General features: G+C 56.4%; 15 protein-coding genes. 10 read left to right on the plus strand and 5 right to left on the minus strand.

Annotated elements, in window-relative coordinates:
* The first annotated feature begins 177 nt into the window (after positions 1–177).
* Positions 178–1,137 (plus strand): acetyl-CoA carboxylase carboxyltransferase subunit alpha, encoded by a 960-nt coding sequence (locus ABLO27_RS25355; protein WP_353036883.1) that lies wholly within the window; start codon positions 178–180, stop codon positions 1,135–1,137.
* Positions 1,138–1,577: 440 nt separating this feature from the next.
* Positions 1,578–2,834, plus strand: coding sequence for a murein L,D-transpeptidase family protein (locus tag ABLO27_RS25360; RefSeq protein WP_353036884.1), 1,257 nt, complete (start codon positions 1,578–1,580; stop codon positions 2,832–2,834).
* Here ABLO27_RS25360 and ABLO27_RS25365 read toward each other — a convergent pair whose 3' ends face one another.
* The 3 genes from ABLO27_RS25365 to typA form a co-directional block, all read right to left on the minus strand.
* Complete coding sequence (locus tag ABLO27_RS25365) at positions 2,835–3,440, minus strand: HD domain-containing protein (RefSeq protein WP_353036885.1); 606 nt, start codon at positions 3,438–3,440, stop codon at positions 2,835–2,837.
* A gap of 114 nt (positions 3,441–3,554) precedes the next feature.
* Positions 3,555–4,607 (minus strand): MaoC family dehydratase, encoded by a 1,053-nt coding sequence (locus ABLO27_RS25370; RefSeq protein ID WP_353036886.1) that lies wholly within the window; start codon positions 4,605–4,607, stop codon positions 3,555–3,557.
* A gap of 141 nt (positions 4,608–4,748) precedes the next feature.
* The gene (gene typA / locus ABLO27_RS25375) at positions 4,749–6,572 is read right to left on the minus strand and encodes a translational GTPase TypA (protein ID WP_353036887.1); all 1,824 of its coding nucleotides are present in this window, start codon (positions 6,570–6,572) and stop codon (positions 4,749–4,751) included.
* A gap of 204 nt (positions 6,573–6,776) precedes the next feature.
* On the opposite strand from typA, the gene ABLO27_RS25380 reads away from it, so the two are divergent.
* From ABLO27_RS25380 to ABLO27_RS25400, 5 genes are all read left to right on the plus strand, one after another.
* Positions 6,777–7,238: a MarR family winged helix-turn-helix transcriptional regulator gene (locus ABLO27_RS25380; RefSeq protein ID WP_353036888.1), complete on the plus strand. Its 462-nt coding sequence runs from the start codon at positions 6,777–6,779 to the stop codon at positions 7,236–7,238.
* Positions 7,235–8,446: a multidrug effflux MFS transporter gene (locus ABLO27_RS25385; protein ID WP_353036889.1), complete on the plus strand. Its 1,212-nt coding sequence runs from the start codon at positions 7,235–7,237 to the stop codon at positions 8,444–8,446. Before ABLO27_RS25380 ends, ABLO27_RS25385 begins: the two co-directional genes overlap by 4 nt.
* 93 nt (positions 8,447–8,539) lie before the next feature.
* Positions 8,540–9,358 (plus strand): dihydropteroate synthase, encoded by an 819-nt coding sequence (folP, locus tag ABLO27_RS25390; protein WP_353036890.1) that lies wholly within the window; start codon positions 8,540–8,542, stop codon positions 9,356–9,358.
* Between the two features lies 1 nt (position 9,359).
* Positions 9,360–9,875 (plus strand): 2-amino-4-hydroxy-6-hydroxymethyldihydropteridine diphosphokinase, encoded by a 516-nt coding sequence (gene folK, locus ABLO27_RS25395; RefSeq protein WP_353036891.1) that lies wholly within the window; start codon positions 9,360–9,362, stop codon positions 9,873–9,875.
* Positions 9,876–10,209: 334 nt separating this feature from the next.
* Positions 10,210–11,457, plus strand: coding sequence for a glycosyltransferase family 87 protein (locus ABLO27_RS25400; protein ID WP_353036892.1), 1,248 nt, complete (start codon positions 10,210–10,212; stop codon positions 11,455–11,457).
* A gap of 65 nt (positions 11,458–11,522) precedes the next feature.
* Here the strand turns inward: ABLO27_RS25400 and ABLO27_RS25405 are convergent, their stop codons facing one another.
* Both ABLO27_RS25405 and ABLO27_RS25410 read right to left on the minus strand, forming a co-directional pair.
* Positions 11,523–12,212, minus strand: a complete 690-nt coding sequence (locus ABLO27_RS25405; RefSeq protein WP_353036893.1) for a hypothetical protein — start codon at positions 12,210–12,212, stop codon at positions 11,523–11,525.
* An 11-nt stretch (positions 12,213–12,223) separates the two neighbouring features.
* Positions 12,224–13,444: an argininosuccinate synthase gene (locus ABLO27_RS25410; RefSeq protein ID WP_353036894.1), complete on the minus strand. Its 1,221-nt coding sequence runs from the start codon at positions 13,442–13,444 to the stop codon at positions 12,224–12,226.
* 250 nt (positions 13,445–13,694) lie between these two features.
* On the opposite strand from ABLO27_RS25410, the gene ABLO27_RS25415 reads away from it, so the two are divergent.
* The 3 genes from ABLO27_RS25415 to ABLO27_RS25425 are packed head-to-tail and all read left to right on the plus strand — an operon-like array spanning position 13,695 to position 16,814.
* On the plus strand, positions 13,695–14,093 hold the full coding sequence (locus ABLO27_RS25415; protein WP_353036895.1) for a DUF3302 domain-containing protein: 399 nt from the start codon (positions 13,695–13,697) through the stop codon (positions 14,091–14,093).
* Positions 14,093–15,244, plus strand: a complete 1,152-nt coding sequence (locus ABLO27_RS25420; RefSeq protein WP_353036896.1) for an HlyD family secretion protein — start codon at positions 14,093–14,095, stop codon at positions 15,242–15,244. Before ABLO27_RS25415 ends, ABLO27_RS25420 begins: the two co-directional genes overlap by 1 nt.
* A 16-nt stretch (positions 15,245–15,260) precedes the next feature.
* On the plus strand, positions 15,261–16,814 hold the full coding sequence (locus ABLO27_RS25425; RefSeq protein ID WP_353036897.1) for an efflux transporter outer membrane subunit: 1,554 nt from the start codon (positions 15,261–15,263) through the stop codon (positions 16,812–16,814).
* The last annotated feature ends 188 nt before the right edge of the window (positions 16,815–17,002 follow it).

Below are 17,002 nucleotides of genomic sequence, written 5' to 3' on the forward strand. Positions count from 1 at the left end.
GTTGGTCCGGGCGTGAATTCGTTCTGTTGGAGGTCGCCGAGACTTGCGCCCTCTTGCGTCTCTTGATACAGCCCACCACGTATGCCATCCGGGCGCGTTTCGTGCCCTTACAAACTGTTTTTCCGGAACGGCCGCTTGTTGGCTGGCGGTGCCGGGTCGTTTCAGGTAACCGAGTACATGCACAGCTATTTGGAATTCGAAAAGCCCGTTGCGGACATTGAAGGCAAGATCCAGGAACTCAGGGCACTTGCCGCTGAGGATGGGGAAGAGGTCAATGTCGACAGCGAAATCGACCGGCTGAAAACGAAATCCGCGCAAACGCTCGAAGACCTCTACACGAAACTGACCCCCTGGCAGAAGACGCTTGTCGCCCGTCATCCGGACCGTCCGCATGCGGTCGACTATGTTGCCGGCCTGATCGAAGACTTCACGCCGCTCGCCGGTGACCGGAAATTTGCAGAAGATCACGCCCTGCTCGCAGGTATTGGCCGGTTTCGCGGACAATCTGTTGCGGTTCTGGCCCAGGAAAAGGGGCACAACACCGAAAGCCGCCTGAAGCACAATTTCGGCATGGTTCGTCCGGAAGGTTACCGCAAGGCCGTTCGCGTCATGGAAATGGCTGAACGGTTCGGCCTGCCGCTGATCAGCTTTGTCGATACCTCCGGTGCCTATCCGGGGCGCGGTGCGGAAGAGCGCGGTCAGTCCGAGGCGATCGCACGGTCTACCGATGTCGGTCTGGGCCTTGGAACGCCTTCGGTTGCTGTCGTGATCGGTGAAGGCGGTTCAGGTGGCGCGATTGCAATTGCGACAGCCAACAAGGTGCTCATGCTCGAGCATGCCATCTATTCCGTGATTTCTCCGGAAGGCGCCGCATCCATTCTGTGGCGTGACAGCGCCAAAGCTCAGGATGCGGCAACGGCACTCAAGATCACTGCACAGGACCTGAAGCAGCTCGGCGTAATCGATGGAATCATCGATGAACCGGTTGGCGGTGCCCATCGTGCGCAGGAAATCGTGATCGATACCGCTGGCAAGTCGATTGAGGCGGCGCTCAAGGAGCTTGAAGGCCTGAGCCCGGAAGAGTTGCGCAAGCAGCGCCGCGAGAAATTCATCTCCATCGGCAGGACGCTCAGCTAAGCGCGCGCCATAGGGCGTGGTTCAAAGCATTTCGTGAAAAGCCTGAATTGCCTATCGCTACCCGATATCAAGGATTACAATGCGGTAGGTAGTGCTTTTTGTCTCATGGTTTTCACGAAACGCCGTAATTCACGGAATTGTCAGATGAAATTTGCAGGAGGTCGCATCAATTGTGGCCTCCTTTGCCTTTGTGTGGCCAGATTCTGCCGTCATTCAGGCGAGGTTGTGGTTTAAGTCAGGTCGGGTGAACCACGGTGCAACGACACTTTTTGTTCCTAACACCCAGTTTTGGTTCGTAGGGGTTAACCAGTTTCAGTAACTTATCGTCAACCATCATTCCCTAGCCTTTGCGCAGGGGGCGAGACGCGGGAATTGCGAACGAGCCGTGCGGTAGTCAGCTTCCGGTTTGTTTAGATTTCCGATCATTTTGGGATAGTACAATGGTCTTTCGGCGCCTATTTGATACGCCAGCCAACCTTCGGCAGGGCTTTAAAAGTCAGTCTGGCCGCAAGGTAACGAAGATCGGTGCGGCGCTTCTCGCGGCCGGTTTCCTTGCTGGCTGTCAAGCAGATGAATTCGGAGCAGGCCCCAAGCATCTACGTCCCGTCAGCTCTTCCCTGAAGCGGAAGATGACCGACATGAACATGAGCTCGACCTCACCGATCATGATCCGGATCTTCAAGGAAGAATCCGAGCTTGAGGTCTGGAAACAGACCCGGTCCGGCAAGTTCAAGCTTCTGGATGAGTTCGAGATCTGCAAATGGTCCGGCAAACTCGGGCCGAAGTTCAAGGAAGGCGACCGGCAGGCCCCCGAAGGGTTCTATGAGATCACCCCGGCGTTGATGAATCCGAATTCAAGCTATCACCTGGCGTTCAATCTCGGCTATCCGAACAAGTATGACCGTTCCCATGGACGGACCGGTTCTCACCTGATGGTCCACGGCGCGTGCTCGTCACGCGGTTGTTACGCGATGACCGATGAGCAGGTGCAGGATATCTATGCGCTCGCCCGAGACAGTTTCAAAGGCGGTCAGCGATCCTTCCAGGTTCAGGCGTATCCCTTCCGGATGACGCCGGAAAACATGGCCCGTCACCGGGACAATGAGCATCTGGCCTATTGGAAGATGCTGAAGACCGGCTACGACCATTTCGAAGTTACCAAGACACCGCCCAAGGTTTCGGTCTGCGAAAAGAAATATGTCTTCGACGCGACCACGCTTGTAGACGGTGTCCCTTTCCGAGCCAGCGCGAAATGCCCGGATTATCAGGTCAGCCCCCGAATCGCGACCGCGGTTGCTTCCAAGCAACGCAAGGACAACGAAAAATTCCAGCAGCTGGCGGCCCGCTTCGACGCGCGCGAAGAACGTCAGAAGCGTTGGGAAGAACGCTCCAACCGTTTTGCCGAAGCTCTTGGCGGCGGAGAGGATGAAGCCGGTGCGACTGCCGTGACGGCCGATGCGCCGGCGGTTGTCGAGCAACCTGCCCAGACCGCCGCCAACACTGCCGAAAGCACGCCCGTGCCTGAGCCGCAGTCCGATCAAGCGGTGGAAACGGCATTTGCACCGCAAGAGCAATCCGGCGGCAGTTCGGTTGGCAGTTTCTTCAAGCGTTGGGTCCCGTTTGGCTCCAAGGCAACGGAAGAAGCACCCGGTGCCGCGCCGGCGACAACCGATGTCGTGCCTTCGGCAAAGCCCTGATCAGCTTTCAAGCGCCGGCAGACCTGTTGATACGCCCTCTCGAATGACCTCGGGATCGTATGCCTTGCGGGCAAAGACTTCGCGCACGAGAGGCTCGAAGCTTTCCAGCGTGTCTGTCGGATAATCCGGATCGAATGAACTCTGATCCCAGCGTTCGCAGAAATCGGCGCAGGCCTTGTAATGGATGTGGTCCTTGAACCGCTCGCGGGCGTTCTGGTCCCAGCCGTAGTGGTGCGCGTAATAGACCATCTGGAAAATACCGTGATGTTCCACCACCCATGAGACCTCTTCACGAACGAAGGGTCTGATGACTTCCGCGGAGAAGCGATCATGGTTCTGGGGCGCCAATCCGTCTCCGATATCGTGGAGCAACGCACCGACAACCCAGTCGGTATCCGCGCCCTCCCGGCGCGCCCGTGTTCCTGCCTGCAGCCCATGGGCCATGCGGGTGATCTGATAGCCGGATAAGGTATCTTCTCCCTGGCGGCGCAATTCGGCCAGGATACGGTCTGCCGTCATGGCGTGGTAAGGTTTTTCGGCCTGCTCAAGAAGCTCGTAGTCTTCCTTGGTGCCATCCTTCATCTGGGTGAACGAAACTGTTTTCATGGCTCACACTCCTCCCGATCTGAAAAGAGTGTGAGCGGAACGTTCGGATGTTGTCCAGTTGGCAATTTGACGCCGTTAGCTGCCGTGCTTTTCTGATTGGCGGTTACCGGAAACCTATTTCGGCATCAGCACCCAGTAGTCGAAGTCCAGGATCACGTCGTCCAGATATTTGCCGTCGGCATCCTTCAGCGGGAAATCGCCGCAGGTGCGGTTCTTTGTGGCAACCAGTCGAAGGCGAAGCGCACCTGCATCCATGCGGCCTTCGATCTCGGCCTTGTCGATAACTTCCGACCAGGCGTAGACAGTATCACCGGAGAAAAGCGGAGCGACGTGCCGTCCGCCGTTGATGCCGGCAATATGGAAGGCGTTGCCAAGCCCGTTGAAGGAAAGAGCGCGGGCGAGTGAGATGACGTGACCGCCATAGATCAGGCGCTTGCCGAACCTGCCCTGGCCTTCGGAGTGCTGGTTGAAATGCACCTTGGCGGTGTTCTGGTAAAGCCGCGTGGCCAACTGGTGCTCCGCCTCCTCAACGGTCATGCCGTCAACGTGGTCGATTTTTTCGCCAATCTCGTAGTCGTCGAAGCGGAAGGAAGATCCGGAAAGGTCATTGTCCCAATTGGCCGAATCAAGCATCGGCACAGCCGTTCCGAGCGCCTGGGGATCGATGACTGCCGGAAGATCCGGAACAACGGGTTCCGGGGCCGGGCTCGCTTCGTCCCGTTTTCTGACCATGACCCAGCGGACATAGTCCAGAACTTCCGTACCGTTGGATGTGTAGCCGGTCGAGCGCACATAGACGACGCCGGTCTTGCCGTTGGAGTTTTCCTTCTTTCCGATGACTTCCGAAACGGTCGAGATCGTGTCGCCCGGAAACACGGGTGCCAGGAACCGGCCGCCTGCATACCCAAGGTTGGCGACTGCGTTGAGGGAAATGTCCGGTACGGTCTTGCCGAAAACCACGTGGAACGTCAGCAGGTCGTCGACCGGGGCGTGAGAATAACCGAGCGACTTTGCGAAAGCGTCCGAGGATTGAACTGCAAAGCGTGAGCCATAGAGCGCGGTATATAGGGCCTGGTCACCGCTGGTGATCGTGCGTGGCGTGGCGTGCCGGATCACCTGACCGACTTCAAAGTCCTCGAAAAAGTTGCCTCGATTGGTCTTGCTCAACGGTTCCCCTCCCAAATCTGGTTTGTTGGCGGGGATTAGAGCCTATTGCAGTGCACACAAGCAAGTCCGACCTTTTGTTGAGGCAAAACAAAAAAAGCCCGGGCCAGGCCCGGGCTTTTCAGCAGACTATTCTGGATCGGCTTACGCCGATGCCTTGTTGGCCGCCCGTTCGGCGCGCTTGCGGGCATGCGGATCGAGCTCTGCCTTGCGCAGGCGGATGGTTTCCGGGGTCACTTCCACCAGCTCGTCATCGGCAATATAGGAAAGCGCGGCTTCCAGGGTCAGCTTCATCGGCGTGGTCAGCTTGACCGCATCGTCCTTGCCGGCGGAGCGGATGTTGGTCAGCTGCTTGCCTTTCAGCACGTTGACTTCCAGGTCGTTGCCGCGCGTATGTTCGCCAACGATCATGCCCGGATAGACCTTTGTACCCGGATCGATCATCATCGGGCCGCGATCTTCAAGGTTGAAGAGAGCGTATGCAACGGCTTCACCGGTGCCGTTTGACAGCAGTACGCCGGTGTGCCGGCCCTGGATCGGGCCCTTATAGGGCTCATAGCCGTGGAACAGGCGGTTGAAGATTGCGGTGCCGCGGGTGTCGGACATCAGTTCCGCCTGGTAGCCGATGAGGCCACGGGTCGGAGCGTTGAACACCAGGCGGGTTCGGCCACCGCCAGACGGTTTCATTTCGAGAAGGTCGGCCTTGCGCTCCTGAAGTTTCTGCACGACCACACCGGAATGTTCCTCATCGACGTCGATGATGACTTCCTCGATCGGCTCCAGACGGTTGTTTGCATCGTCATACTGATACACAACGCGTGGACGGCCGACCCCAAGCTCGAAGCCTTCCCGGCGCATGTTCTCGATCAGGATCGCCAGCAGCAGTTCACCACGGCCCGATACAATGAATGCATCCGGCTCGTCGGTGTCTTCCACCTTGAGCGCGACGTTGCCTTCGGCTTCTTTCATCAGGCGTTCGCGAATGACGCGCGACTGGACCTTGGAACCTTCGGTGCCTGCCAGCGGGCTGTCATTGACCCGGAAGGTCATGGACAGGGTCGGAGGATCGATCGGCTGTGCCTGAAGCGGTTCGTCCACACCCGGTGCGCAGAGGCTGTCGGCAACCGTTGCCTTGGTCATGCCGGCAATCGCAACGATATCGCCTGCTTCACCCTGATCGATCGGCTGGCGTTCCAGGCCGCGGAAGGCCAGGATTTTCGACACGCGACCGTTTTCGACCAGGCTGCCGTCGCGCGCGAGGGCCTTGATCGGCATGTTCGGTACAGCGGTGCCGGAGACCACACGACCGGTCAGGATGCGGCCGAGGAACGGATCGGATTCGATCGTGGTGGCCAGCATGCGGAATTCACCCGGCTCTGCTTCGGGTGGGGCCACCCGGTCGAGAACCATGTCGAACAGCGGTTCCATGCTGTCTTGCGGTCCTTCCGGCTCCAGTGCCATCCATTCCTGCTTGGCGGAACCGTAGAGGACCGGGAAGTCCAGCTGATCTTCGTTGGCATCCAATGCGGCAAACAGGTCGAAGACCTCATCAAGCACTTCTTCGGCGCGCTGCTCAGGCTTGTCGATCTTGTTGATGGCGACAATCGGCTTCAGGCCGAGCTTCAGGGCTTTGCCGAGGACGAACTTGGTTTGCGGCATCGGGCCTTCTGCAGCATCGACAAGCAGGATCACGCCGTCGACCATGTGCAGAATACGTTCAACTTCGCCGCCGAAGTCGGCGTGGCCGGGTGTGTCCACGATGTTGATGCGGGTGTCCTTGTGGACCAGCGACGTCACTTTCGCCAGGATCGTGATCCCGCGTTCGCGTTCGATGTCGTTAGAGTCCATCATCCGCTCTTCGGTGCGCTGGTTGTCACGAAACGCGCCGGATTGCTTCAGGAGAACGTCGATAAGAGTGGTTTTGCCATGGTCAACGTGAGCGATAATGGCAATATTACGCAGGTTCATGAGCGGGCTCCAAAAGACAGAACGGGCCCCATGCGGACCCGTATCTTGTCTGGATTTTAAGATTTCGCTGGCCGGCATCCGTGCCGGATTTGGCGCCTTTATACGTGGCATACCGTATTTGTGCAATGCGGGACCTGAAGAGATCATTGACAGGAGCGCAGAACGGGCCTATTTCGTAAGGTAACCTTACTAAATGGGGCGGCGATGAGTCTTCCTTACCCGAATGTCAGTGTCACCATGCTGGTCGTGGATCTGGCCCGGTTGCTCAGGCGGCGTTTCGAAGCCGCTTTGACGGAGGTTGATACCGGACTGACCGTCGGAGAGGCGCGTACACTGTTTTACGTGTGGCGCAATCCTGGTCTGCGTCAGGCCATGCTGGCGGACATCATGTATGTCGAGCCGATGACCCTGGTCGGTTATCTGGACTCGCTGGAAAAAGCTGGACTCGTCAAACGCTGCCCGGACCCGACTGACAAACGGGCCAAATTGATCGAACTGACGCCGACGGCCGATCCGCTGTTGGAGAGAATTGGCGAGGCGCTTCATTCCGTTCGGGCGAAGGCGTTGGAAGAAGTCCCCGAAGACAGCCGGGAAATGCTGGAAAACCTGTTGCAGACCATGAAGGACAGCTTGCTTCAGGAGGCTGCCAGAGGAAAGCAGAAATGACCGCAAGCGGTTCAATCATGAGCGCAAGGCGCACGTCGTTGCTTGGGGCCGGGCTTGTTGCCATCGGCCCCATTTCGATGGCGCTTTACACTCCGGCGATGCTGACGTTGGCGGATGCCTTCGATACATCCTACTCCGCGGTCAAGCTGACCTTGACTGCCTATTTTGCGGGATTTGCGGTCACTCAGCTGATTTGTGGTCCATTTTCAGACGCTTATGGGCGCAAGCCCGTTACGCTTGCCTTCCTGACCCTCTATCTCATCTCAAGCGTGCTGGCGACTTTCGCTCCAACCGTCGAGTTCATGGTGTTTGCCCGCGCATTGCAGGGCGTTGGAGCCGCTGTCGGGATTTCGGTTTCCAGGGCGATTGTCCGTGATCAGTTCACCGGGCAGGCGTCTGCCAAGATCATGAACGCGGTTGCCATGATGTTGGCGCTCGGTCCGGCCGTTTCTCCAATGATCGGTGGATTTGTGCTGGAATTGTTCGGTTGGCGGGAAATCTTCTGGTGCATGCTGATTTATGGCGCTGTGCTGATGGTTTCCGTGGTGCTGTTCCAGGTCGAAACCAATCCCAATCCGGGCAAGCATCATCTCAATCCGGCTCGGCTGTTCACGAATTACCTGAGCTTGCTCAAGGATCGCCGGTTTCTGGCTCCAAGCATCCTGATCGGGTGCGGTCTCGGAAACATTTATGCGCTGGCAATCGTATTGCCCTTTGTCCTTATGGGCGAGGTCGGTTTGTCATCATTTGTCTTCGGATTGACGATGATCATTCAGTCCGGTTCGTTCATAGCCGGAACCATAGTGACCGGCCGTCTTCTGAAAAAAGTCGAGGCGCACAAGCTTGTTCCCTTCGGAATGACGACCTGGGTCATTGCGTCAATTCTGATGAGCTATCTAACGCTGACGCAGGAGCCGACGGTTTTGACCGTGATGGGGCCTGTTGCATTGTTTGCGTTTGGTCTGGCACTGGTTTTGCCTGCGTGTTTCACCGATGCCATGGCGCCGTTTCCGCACATGGCAGGGGCTGCGTCTTCCATGGTCGGCTTCATCCAGTTCGGCGGTGGCATGATCACCAGCCTCATCATTGCTGCGATCGGTGATCCGATGCTCGGACTGGCGATCGTCCTGCCATTGATGCCGATTGTCGGGATTGTCTGCAATCTCGTCCTAAAGAACGAGGTCGACCAGCCGGCTGCTGCGGAATAATAGCCTCCACGAAAACTTCGACCCTCGCACTCGTGACTTGACCCGGTCAGGCCGAGCGGGCATCAGTCTGGCTGGATCTACGAGGAACCCGCAATGGCGAAAGCCACCGAATATCTTCTCCCGACAAGCCGTCCGCATGTGATGGGTATCTTGAATGTCACGCCGGACTCATTTTCCGACGGAGGACGGCACAACGCCACGGATTCTGCCCTGGCGCATGCAAGAGCGATGATCGCGGAAGGCGCCGATATTCTTGATGTCGGGGCGGAGAGCACACGGCCGGGGTCTGTCCCCGTCAGCCTGGAGGACGAGTGGGCACGTCTTGCACCGGTCCTCGAGCCCGTTGCCGATTTGGGCGTTCCCGTTTCAATCGACACTTACAAGGCGGAAATTGCAAAACGCGCCTGTCTGGCCGGAGCTGTCATCGTCAACGATGTCTGGGGCCTTCAGAAAGATCCGGGTATGGCAGATGTCGTCGCCGAGGCAGGTGTTCATGTCGTGATGATGCACAATCGGTCCGAAGCGGATGGCAGCCTCGATATTCTCAGCGATATCGACCGTTTTTTCGAGATATCTCTGCAACTTGCCGACAAGGCAGGTATCGCCAGGGAAAAGCAGATCCTTGATCCTGGCTTTGGCTTCGGAAAGACCATTGATCAGAATTTTGTAATCCTGAATCGCTTTGAAACATTGAAGAAACACGGTCTGCCGGTTCTTGCCGGTGCATCCCGCAAACGCATGATTGGCGCTGTTCTGGGTGTGGAGACCGATGAGCGCTTGAATGGGTCGCTTGCCGTGCACATGACCGCTCTTTTGAAGGGCGCGTCAATCGTGCGTGCCCATGATGTCGGTCCACATGCGGATTGCGTGCGTATGCTGGAAGCAACAATTCTGGAACGGAACCCTGCCTGACATGACATCCGAAACAAAAAAAGACGATGCCCCCACGCGCAGCGCACTGGGGCTCGGATCAAACCTGGGTGATCGGAAGGCCAATCTGGACGAAGCAGTGCGGCGGCTGGAACAAACGGAAGGCGTTACCCTGGTTTCCAGGTCATCGAACTATCAGACCCCGCCTTGGGGACCAGTGCCGCAGGATGATTACCTGAATATCTGCCTGGTCATCGACACGATCCTGACCCCGCACGAACTGCTCAGCCGTTGCCTCGAGATTGAAACTGAACTCGGCCGTGTCAGAGACATTCGCTGGGGCCCAAGAACCATCGATATGGATGTTCTGATCTACGGCATGGAAAAGGTCGAAGATGAGGATCTGGAACTGCCACACCCGCGAATGGGAGACCGGGCCTTCGTGTTGATCCCGCTCGCAGAAATTTGGCCAGATGCCCCGCTTGGAGACGGCAGAACCGCCGCCGAGGCACTGGAGACCTGCCCCGACCAGGAGGGGGTTGTAAAGCTTGAGCAATAAGGTCATTGGCCAGAGTTTCTGGAGGTGATCGATGCAGGTCTTTGTGAAATAGACGGCCAATCGCCTACAGAATTGAGTGCCTGAACAAAACACATCAGAGTTGTCATGTGTTCATGGAGCGATCGAATGCCATCCCCATGGAGACGTCGATTCAGCGGACTGGTCGAGCGGTCAGGATTTGCACGAGCTTAAGCATCCTTCAGTAATATTATGTTTCTCTCGGTTTTGGGGTTTGACGCATTCAGGCCTTTGATGAAGGACGCTTTGGGGGCCTCAAAATCTTGTCCAAGAATCGACGTTACATAGATATATCCGACCGAAGAACAGGTGTCTGATGGGCGGGTTTCGAGATTTTTACCTGAAAGTGCTTAAAGCTGATGAGCTAAACGTCAGGTTTGCTGGGCCGATCTTCATCTTCATGCTGTTTTCAGCTTCTGTTTTTCTGCTTGCGTCCTGGTATGCAGATGATGGTGGGACTTTTGATTTTCCGGCGAATTTGAGCTTGGCGGAGCACGAAGATTTTGCGGCTTTCTATCGCGCCGGCGAGATGGCCCGAGAAGGGGAGGCAGTCGACGCTTACGACTACTATCAATTTAGCAAGTACTTCTCCGAAAGTAACAGGTTTCTGCTGTTCTTGAACCCGCCTCATGCGTTGCTGTTTTTCGAACCGCTTTCTCTTTTTAGTTATCCCGTGGCAAAAGCAATTTTTATGGCGATCAACGCTATATTTCTAATCGGTGCGATACATTTAGTTCGAATGAATCTGGGGGTTTGGCCGTACTTCTTTGCGATCGCATCCGCTGGAGCGGTCTACTCGTTTCAACTCTTGCAGATTGCCCCGATTACGACATTTTTGCTTCTGTTCGCATTGCTTCGAAGTCGAGAGCAGCCACTTTTGGCCGGTCTTGCATTGTCTGTTTTGACGATAAAACCGCAATTTGGCCTCCTGGTGCCGATTTTTCTGATTGCGCGTCAGGATTGGAGAGCATTTGGTGCAGCGGCAGTGGGCAGCTCCATCCTGATGCTGGTGTCTGTCTTCGTTTACGGTTTTCCGGTCTGGCAGGCGTTTATGGCATCACTCGCTGGCGGCGTGCATTCGATACAATTCGAGGCTCCACACAGCATGATGATTACTGTTGGGCAGACCTTGGGTAAATTTGGCTCTCCGGTCGAATTCAGAACCGTTCTTCAAATATTGATGTTGCCGGTTTTTGCTTCTGTAGTTTGGTGGGCGGCCAGAAGTTTGCGCAAGGAGGCGGCGGTATCGATTTCATTGCTGGCAATGGCCATTGCTGCACCGTCTTTTCTTTTCTATGACTGGTTGATCTACTCGGTAGCGTTGCTCTTGATGGCGAAGGTGATGCCAAAATGGCCGATATCACTTCAGGTGACCGGAGGAGTGCTCTGGATTGCTCCAGTAATTCATGACGTGATCTATCAGCATAACCAAGCCGCGGCGATGTACTTTTCAGGGTTTATTCCGTTTTTAGCCGTACTTGTGCTGATTCTGGCAGTGTTTTGCTTTCGGGATGAAAAAGTAGACCTTACGAGTTTGGTTTCTGATAAAGATTCTGTTGCTTGAGTAGGTGAGCAAGTTGTCTCATCACGCTACCAATTCCGCATGCTTTTGTTGTGCGGATGTTCGTTTTACCCTGTAAGACCAATAAAGCTCTTCATGTGAAGATTGGCCGTGTCGGCGTCTTGCCGGTGTTCGGTTCCAAAGGGGCAGGCCTGCCGGGCAAGGCAGCCAGACCAGCACTCGGTCGTGCTTTCCAACCTAAGATGATAGCGGCATTTTGGAACGTCGTATCCATTCGTCATGGTAATCGCGTCTACCGGACAGGCACCAAGGCAGGGTTTGTCATGACAGGTTTCGCAGGGGCCTGGGGCGAGTGATGCCGCAGCATCACTTTCAGGGTCTGATGAGAGAAACGCTGCCCGGAACCCGGTCCAGGGCCCGTAGTCCGTGTGGGCCAGTACCCCGAGCGGACTTTGTGAGAAGCCACCGCATCTAAGAGCCCACTGTTGAAACGGATGATAGGGCGGTCCGTCAAAGGGAAAGAGGACATCAAATCCGTTCCCGGTCGCCAGGTCCCAGAGGACACGCCTGGTGTAGCGATCAAGAGGATCAGGTTTGCCGTCGCGGTGTTCGGGACTCTGACTCAGAAATGGCCAAAGGGATGGTCCGGTGCTCCCGATGAGAAGAAGCGATTTGACTGGGCAGCCATCGGCCCGGTCCGGCACAAGGTCATCCGGTCCTGGCTCAAATCCACCAAGACACAAAAAACCGGCGGCTGCGAGGCTGTCTGTCAACTCCACTGCCGCCGGCTCTTTCATCTTGTCAGCTCTCAGCCGATCCGGTCGCGCTTGGCGAGCGTGCGCAGGCGCAGTGCGTTCAGCTTGATGAAACCGGCTGCATCCTTCTGGTCATAAGCGCCCTGGTCGTCTTCGAAGGTGACCAGCTCTTCAGAATAGAGAGAGTACGGCGAGGACCGGCCAACGAGGATGACATTGCCCTTGTAGAGTTTCAGCTTGACCGTACCGGTGACGTGTTCCTGGCTCTTGTCGATCAGAGCCTGCAGCATTTCGCGCTCAGGTGAGAACCAGAAGCCGTTGTAGATCAGCTCGGAATAACGCGGCATCAGCTCGTCCTTCAGGTGCGATGCACCACGGTCGAGAGTGATGGATTCCATGGCCCGGTGTGCGGTCAGGAGAATGGTGCCGCCCGGTGTTTCGTAGATGCCGCGGCTCTTCATGCCGACAAAGCGGTTTTCTACCATGTCGAGGCGGCCGATGCCGTTGTCACGGCCGTAGTCGTTGAGTTTGGCAAACAGGGTTGCCGGAGACATCTTCTCGCCGTTCAGCGAAACTGCGTCGCCCTTTTCGAAGCCAATTTCAATTTCGGTGACAACGTCCGGAGCTTCGGTCGGATCAACAGTGCGCTGGAAAACGTAGTTCGGTGCTTCTTCAGCCGGGTCTTCCAGAACCTTACCCTCAGAGGAGGAATGCAGCATGTTGGCATCGACGGAGAACGGGGCCTCGCCACGCTTGTCCTTCGGAACTGGAATCTGGTGCTTTTCGGCAAAATCAAGCAGATCGGTCCGGGACTTGAAGGTCCAGTCACGCCACGGCGCGATTACCTTGATGTCCGGGTTCAGGGCGTAGGCAGACAGCTCGAAACGGACCTGGTCGTTGCCTTTGCCGGTTGCGCCGTGAGCGATCGCGTCTGCGCCGGTTTCCTCGGCGATCTCGATGAGGCGTTTGGAAATCAGCGGACGGGCAATGGAGGTGCCGAGCAGGTAAACCCCTTCGTAGACCGCGTTGGCGCGGAACATCGGGAAAACGAAATCACGGATGAATTCTTCGCGCAGGTCATCAATGTAGATTTCCTTGATGCCCATCATCTCGGCCTTCTTGCGTGCCGGCTCCAGCTCTTCGCCTTGTCCGAGATCCGCAGTGAAGGTCACGACTTCGCAGCCGAGTTCGGTCTGCAGCCATTTCAAAATGATGGAAGTATCGAGGCCGCCGGAATAAGCCAGCACGACTTTTTTGATGTCACCATGCGCCATTGAAGGAAGGTCCAGTTCGTTGATCTGGGCGGATTGACCGCACCGTTAAAAATTTGCGGCAATTTAGCCGGTTCTATGGGCTGTGCAAGCCCCTTCGAAGGGCCAAATGGTCGCCGCGGGCCCCGGCAGTGTGTCGCTGGTGGCAGTGAGATCGTGAACACTCGAAACTTGCAATTGACTTCACCTCGGTTGAGGGTGTTACCGGATGGTTAATTTGCAGTTCGGTATTCCAGCCGAACGAGGAGGTGGAATGGGCCTTATCGACTTCAAGCTCGATGTCTATGACTACCTGACGTTTCTTATTCTCTTGTTTGTCGTGATCGCTTTTTTCTACGCGATGATCACTTTGGGCGGATTGCCGGGCAAGCTGGCGGAAAAGCGCAATCATCCTCATGCGGAATCGGTAAAACTCGGCGGATGGATTGGACTTTTTACCATTTTCCCGTGGATCCACGCGCTGATCTGGGCCTACCATGATTCCCTGACAATCGATGTCAGGAAACTTCCGAAGGACATGCATGCGAAACCTGACGGCGACAGTGTTGCCAACGCTGAAGGGAAACTTGAGGCTGGCATAGTTTCGGAAACCTCACAGAAAAAAATGCCTGCGAACCTTGAGCGAGCCAACACTGACGAAAGTGCGCCCTGATGACGGTCGCGCTGCTCATCCTGTTTTTTTACGCGATCGCGATGTGGCTGGTGTTCTATAAATACCAGCTTTTGAAGTTCAATATTGCCTGGGGAGTTGTGACCTTTTGGGTCGGCTTCCATGTTCTGTTTCTGCTGATTGTATTCCTGAGGTTCTACACTCCCTACACAATTGATGGTCACGTGATCCGGCAAACCATCCAGATTGCGCCACGACTGCCGCACCCGACACTGCTGGAAGAAGTGTTCGTCGCGCAGAATCAGAAAGTCAAAAAGGGGGATCAGCTTTATCAGTTCGATCAAACCCTTTATGCGGCGCAGTTGCAGGAAGCACAGGCGAACCTGGCAATTGCGCAACAGAACGCTCTGATCCTGCAAGAAGATATTGTCCTGGCGCAGGATGCGCTCGATGAAGCTCGTGCAAACGAGCAATTCGCCAATGAGCAGGTCAACCGGTATTCCAATCTGGTTCCGCGTGGCGGGGCGAAACAGGAAACGCTGGACAAATGGAACGCGCAACTGGCAGCTGCCGAGGCTCAGGTGGCGGAAGGTGAAGCCAATCTGAAAAAGGCTCAACTGGCAGCGGATGCGACGCTCGATGGCGTGAATGCCCAGGTGGCAGCGGCGCAGGCTCAGGTGGATCAGGCGCAGTATTATCTTGACCAGACGACGATCCATGCGCCGGAAGACGGCATGATCGTCAGCCAGCAAGCGCGGCCCGGGCTCGTGGTCGGCGGCTTTCGGGTTGGCGCCATCGCGGCCTTCGTTGCCGATGCCAATCCCTATTTTTTGGCGACCTTCTACCAGGAACACCTGAAGTTCGTGGAGCCGGGCCAACCGGTGGAGGTGGCGCTCGATTTTTATCCGGGACAGATCTTCACCGGAAAGGTCAAGTCGATCTGGGAAGGTACCGGGCAGGGGCAGATCAAGCCGAGTGGCCGGGTGCCGGATTTTCTCTTCATGAGCCCGCAAGGCCGGTTCGCAGTCGAAATCGTTCTTGATGACGATCCTGCGCTCAAACGCTATCCGGGGGGCGCCCACGGAGCGGCGGCGATCTACACCGGTGGCGGCGGCAGCTGGGTTGCGGTTCTCAGGCGCATCAACATGCGTCTGTATGCCTGGATCAATTTTATTGTTCCGTTTGATGTTTGAAGTGGGTGAAACGGATATGGGTTGGTTGCAGCGGACAGGTCGGGGGCTGGTGGTTGGCGGGATGCTGATGCTGGGTGGCTGCATGGTCGGTCCGGATTTCGAACGACCCGAAGCGCCATTGCTCGACAGCTGGAGCACCGGCGCAAATCTGCCGGTCGACAGCCAAACCGGTTTTACCAGCCGCAGCGCGAACTCCGTGCCCTGGTGGCATGTCTTCAAGGACCCGGCTCTGAACAGCCTGATCGCCGAGGCCTACCGGCAGAATGTCGAATTGCAGGCGGCAGGCGTGCGCGTTTATCAGGCCCGCGCGCAGCTCGGGATCGCCAAGGGTGAACTCTTCCCGCAAGTCCAGGAAATCAAAGGCGGTTCCAAGAGCATACGTTTCAGTTCCCAGGACCCGTTCATTCGCGATCTGGAGCGGGCAGGCCTCGTCAACGATCACATCACGCGCGTGTCGACGGGATTTGATGCGGCCTGGGAGATCGATGTCTGGGGCAAGATCCGCAGGGATGTTCAATCGGCAGATGCAAATCTGAAGGCGAACATTGCCTCTTATGACGATGTGCTGGTTACGCTGACCGGTGATATTGCCGCGACTTATGTTACTGCCCGGGAACTTCAGCAGCTGATCGCAGCAGCGCGCAAGAATGCCGTGCTTCAGAAGAAGTCCCTCGATCTCACGCGGTTGCGGCTGGAAAACGGTGCTGCGACCAAGCTGGATGTTGATGAGGCAACGGTCCTTTACAACAACACACTTGCCAGCATTCCCGGTTATGAGGCTGATCTGGCACAGGCGTACAATGCGCTGAGCCTGCTACTGAGTGAAACGCCCGGGAAAATGAAGGCACGCCTCGGCAAGAAATCCCGATTTTCACGGGTGCCGGCTGAAGTTGCCGTGGGCGTGCCTGCCGATATGCTGCGTCGGCGACCTGACATCCGCTATGCGGAGTATGTTGCCGCGGCACAGTCAGCGCAGATTGGTGTGGCCAAGGCCGATCTCTTTCCGGCATTCACCATCTCCGGAGCGATCGGCGTCAGTGCCGATGATTTCTCCAATCTTTTCAAGAATGGCACCACGACCGGATTCATAAATCCGGCCTTTTCCTGGAACTTTCTGAACTACGGCCGGATTCAGAACAATGTCAGGGTTCAGGATGCCAAGTTTCAGGAGACACTTCTCAATTATGAAAACACAGTGCTGTCAGCCTATGCCGAGGTCGAAAATGCGCTAACCGCGTTTCTGCGCGCCAAACAGGAAACAGTTTATCTGCGCCGCAGTCTGACAGCTGCGCGCAGTTCGGTCGGGGAGGTGCAGGCGCAGTACGAAGACGGCACAGCGTCCTATAATCGCGTGGTTGATGCCCAGAAGAGTTTGCTGCGTGCCGAAGAAAGGCTGATTGCAGCGGAGGCCAGCGTGCTGACCAATCTTATCGCCGTCTACAAGGGGCTTGGCGGCGGCTGGGTCCCGGAGAATGTCAAAGGGTTGATCTCCGAAGAAACCCGGCAGCAAATGGCAGAACGCACCCGCTGGGGCAGGCTGCTTGAAGGTCCTGTGGACAATGCAGGCTAATCATCCCATCAGTCTTGTATAGATTTTGAGTGATTGTTGGAGATGATCTGCACACCTCGTAATGGTTCGATTGCTCTCTGATTGTCATCCCGGACGAAGCGTAGCGGAGATCCGGGATCTAGTGCGCCGGAGCGGCAATATATTGCGATTTTCACCTGCGATTACTGGATCCCTGCCTGCACAGGGAT

The sequence above is a fragment of the Roseibium sp. SCP15 genome, from assembly GCF_040329435.1.
In the GTDB taxonomy this organism is placed as follows: Bacteria; Pseudomonadota; Alphaproteobacteria; order Rhizobiales; family Stappiaceae; genus Roseibium.